Origin of the sequence: Phaeovulum sp. (assembly GCF_041596715.1) — a bacterium.
Classification (GTDB): Bacteria; Pseudomonadota; Alphaproteobacteria; order Rhodobacterales; family Rhodobacteraceae; genus UBA6213.
Map to the genome: position 1 here is coordinate 1 of NZ_JBFHIA010000269.1, position 3,745 is coordinate 3,745.

Here is a 3,745-nt window from a genome sequence, read left to right on the forward strand (position 1 = left end):
GATCATCGGTGGTGCGCCCGCTTGCCAAATCGACGATCACTGTCTCCAGCGTCTCGACCTCGGAATTGAGCAAGATCTCCGCAAGGCCCGGAAGCGCCGCGACCATCGCCGAAAGCTTCGCCTCACGCGAAGATTCCTGATGGGTCTGCTGGCGCGGCCTCAGCGCCACGGATGTCACCGACACCGTGGTTGATGACACCAGCGCCACAAGGAAGGCTATACCCAGCGTCTTGGTTCGGCTGTCGTTTGGCAGGGCAAGAAAACGGCGCCAAAGCGCAAAGGGTGAGAGGTCAGACACTACGTTGCCTCCGCTCTCGCCGCCGGGTGTTGGCCCAGATTACGACCTGATCGATCAGTGGCGCGAAGACACTGGCCAGCAAGGCGGCAAAGACCAAAGACGGCAAGATGTCTTGGCCGGAATGTCCAAGCAAAAAGACCAGCACGCCTGCAAGAAACCCATAGGGCCAGCGCCCGGCATTGGTGCTGGCGGCGGCGACCGGATCACCGATCAGAAACACCAGCCCAAGGATCAGCGCAGCACTTGGTTCGGCGGGCCAGCTTGGGGGCAGGGGCCATGTAAAACTTCGCAAGATCATCGCAATGCTCAAAAGAAGCATCGCGGCCAAAAACCCCGCAACGACCCGCCAAGACAGAATACGCGCGTATAGCAACAGCGCGCCACTTCCCAACGCGGCAATTACCGTCGCCGTGCCGAAGGGCGCGGTTTCGGTTACGGGAAATGAAAACAGCAGAAAGGCCAAACCGACGGTTGCCGCGCTCAGAAATCCGCGGCCCCGCCCGCCAAAGACCAGATCGCCCATTACCAGCCCGAATGATAGCGCAAGCCCCTGCTGCCAAAGTGGCACCGAAGCCGGAACCAACACCACAAAGATCATCGCGATCACGGCTCCGTCCCACCCGAGCGGGCGATTTCGGATCAGGGAAAACGTCAGATGCCAAAAGGCCGCCACGCCAAGCGCCAGCGCCAGCGGAACCAGTTGCGCTGAGCCGCGTTCAGCGATCAGCGCAGTCAAAGGCGCAAGAATTGCGATAACCGATACGAGCACCAGTCGATTGGCATCCCAGACGCGAGTGAGGATGGGCTCTGGCAGGCTCATGTGGCGCGCTCCTCGTCCAGTTTGTCGAGCACGTGCCGCAACAGCTTGCCGTAGTCGCTGCCCGAGGGACAGCGCCAACTTAGCAGCGCCAAATCCTCTTCTAGCAGTTCCAGACCGCCAAGCCGCTCGGTGCTTTCCACGTCTCCCACCGCAAGGGCGCGCATCAGGGGGACCGGCAGAAGGTCAAAGGGAAACAGCCGCTCGAATGCCTCTGATGGCACGGTCGCGCCAATTGCCTTGTGCGGGAGCTTTTCAAATAACCGCCCGAGCGCCGTGCGCGCTTGCGCGGCGTGCTCGTGTTTGTTGAGAACGGTCAGTTGTAGATCGTAGCGTCCAAGAAACCGCGTCGCGCGCCCCGAAGAAATCGATCCGGAAATCAACCGCACCAAGGCGCTGTCTGCATCGGTGTGCCCTCCCCCCAGCAGGCCGGAAAGTTCGGCACCCAGCGGGGCATCGACCAGCGCGGGCGCGCTGAGGCCGGGCCCCGCCACCGAAATCGTCCGCTGGCTGTTGATCTGGCCCGTTTTCAGCAAATCGCCGATCGCCGCCACATCCTGATAGCCGATCTGCCAGACCGATCTGTGGCTTGAAACCGGCCAAAGGTGGTGAATATGGGTACCCGCAAGCCCGGAAGGGTGTGGGCCGGAAAACTGCGCGACGCGAAGCCTTTCGCCCGGTTCCACCAATGATGGCCCAAAAGCTTGGCATACAAAGACCGGGCCTTCGGTCAGACGCAGCAAGGCCGCAACACCGCGCGTGAAACTGTCCATCTGCGGTGCCAGAACATGCGCTGGTTCCGGTGCAAGCGGGTGGCTGTCGGTGGCGGTCACAAAAATCGCAGACGGGCGCGCGGACGCTGTCGGAATACGGCCGAAGGGGCGGCTGCGAATGCCTACCCAAGCACCGCTTTGCAGCAAAAGCGCACGCAAAGCCGTGTCGTCCTCTAACGCAGCTTCAATGTCGAAGCGCGTGTCATCGTTGCCTTCGGCGGTAATCTCGATTGTCTCGATGCGGCGTCTTGCGCCGTGGCGGATCTTGCTGACCCTGCCGCTCAGGCTCGCAACGAAAGCAATGTCTGGGTTATCGCGATCTACGCACAGTGTCTGGCCGCGACGGACGTGTTCGTCAGCTTCAACCCGCATGTCGAAATGCACGCCGGGAAAGTCTTGCGCCATCAAACCGACCGCGCGTATGTCGCGCGAAACCGCAGGTTTGTTGGCGGGGGCAGGGCCCAAGTCAAAGTCGCGGCCCTTGCGAAATCTGAACTCCACGGCACCCCTTCCCGGTAACTTTGCAAATGCGCGTTTCTGGTCTGGTTCTGCTTTCTGTCCGTCGTCGAAAGATTTGTAATTGCCTTGCTGATATTGGATCAGAAGGTTCGGGCGTATCGAGTTTAGGTTAAGCTGCTTGCCTCTGTTGGTTCAAGCGGCGGTTTTGAATGGTTTACAGTTTGATGCGTGGCGTTGCAGGCCCGCCCTGACCGCCGCAGTCGTTGCCTGCTACTGCACCGTCCAGCCCCCATCGATCGGGATAGCGGTTCCAGTGACGTTGTGCGCGATGGGGGCGCAAAGCCAAAGCGCGAGCGCGCCGATTTCGGACGGGTCCGAGGTTCTTTGGGACGGTTGCTTTTCGGCCAGCAGATCGGCAATGCCCGCCGCGCGGTCGCCGCCGTGGGCCGCAGCGCGCTGCGCGATCTGCGGCTCGATAATGGCGGTTTCGGTCCATCCGGGACAGATGCAGTTGACCGTCACGCCACCCGCTGCCTTGTTGCCCGCGGCTGCGTATTCTAGCGCGGCCACCCGGCTCATGCCCACCAGCCCGAACTTCGAGGCGACATAGGGCGCCTTGTTGACCGAGGCGACCAGCCCATGGACCGAGGCGATGTTCACGACCCGCCCGTATCCCTTTTCAGCCATCAAGGGCAGGGCCCGGCGCATGGTGTGAAAGGCCCCCGAAAGGTTTACCGCCAGCACCGCGTTCCAGATTTCCGGCGTTGCTTGCGCAAAGCTGACGGTGCGCTGGATGCCTGCGTTATTGACCAGAATGTCGGCACCACCCCATGCGACAACCGCGTCCATCATCGCGTCGATAGCGGCGGTATCGGACATGTCGGCATCGAAGAACCGCACCTCTGGCGCGCCGGCGCGTTGCAGCTTTGCCGTGGCCGCTGCCACCTGATCTGGCCCAGCCAGCCCGTGCAGCCCGATCCGCGCCCCTGCTGTTGCCAAAGCCTCGGCAATCGCCAGCCCGATACCCTGCACCGACCCGGTGATCAGGGCTGTCTTTCCATCCAGTCTCGACATCACTCTTTCTCCTCCTGCTCGAGCATCCGGCGCAATTCGGTCTTCAGAATCTTGCCGTAGTTGTTTTTGGGAAGCGCGCCGAGCACGCGATATGCCTTGGGCCGCTTGAAGCGCGCTATCGCCTCGCGGCAATGCAGATCTAGCGCCGCTACATCAATCTCGCAGCCCGGCGCGGCGGTGACAAAGGCTGCAACGCTTTCGCCCCATTCCCGGTCTTTCTTGCCGACCACGGCTACCTCGTGCACCGATGGGTGCATCAAAAGCACCTCTTCGACCTCGCGCGGGTAGATGTTGGTGCCGCCCGAAATGATCACATCCTTGGAC

Annotated in this window: 3 protein-coding genes and 2 pseudogenes; all 5 read right to left on the reverse strand. The window is 61.7% G+C overall.

Features of this window, described 5'->3' with window-relative positions:
* Positions 1 to 298: pseudogene (locus ABY403_RS14365) on the reverse strand (NADH:ubiquinone reductase (Na(+)-transporting) subunit C); the annotation flags it as partial.
* On the reverse strand, positions 291 to 1,118 hold the full coding sequence (locus tag ABY403_RS14370; RefSeq protein WP_372841508.1) for an RnfABCDGE type electron transport complex subunit D: 828 nt from the start codon (positions 1,116 to 1,118) through the stop codon (positions 291 to 293). The pseudogene ABY403_RS14365 and the gene ABY403_RS14370, both read right to left, overlap by 8 nt.
* Positions 1,115 to 2,389 (reverse strand): hypothetical protein, encoded by a 1,275-nt coding sequence (locus ABY403_RS14375; protein WP_372841509.1) that lies wholly within the window; start codon positions 2,387 to 2,389, stop codon positions 1,115 to 1,117. Before ABY403_RS14375 ends, ABY403_RS14370 begins: the two co-directional genes overlap by 4 nt.
* A gap of 228 nt (positions 2,390 to 2,617) precedes the next feature.
* A complete protein-coding gene (locus tag ABY403_RS14380) occupies positions 2,618 to 3,421 on the reverse strand; it encodes an SDR family NAD(P)-dependent oxidoreductase (protein WP_372841510.1) in 804 nt (267 codons plus the stop codon).
* Positions 3,421 to 3,745: pseudogene (locus ABY403_RS14385) on the reverse strand (long-chain fatty acid--CoA ligase); the annotation flags it as partial. The gene ABY403_RS14380 and the pseudogene ABY403_RS14385, both read right to left, overlap by 1 nt.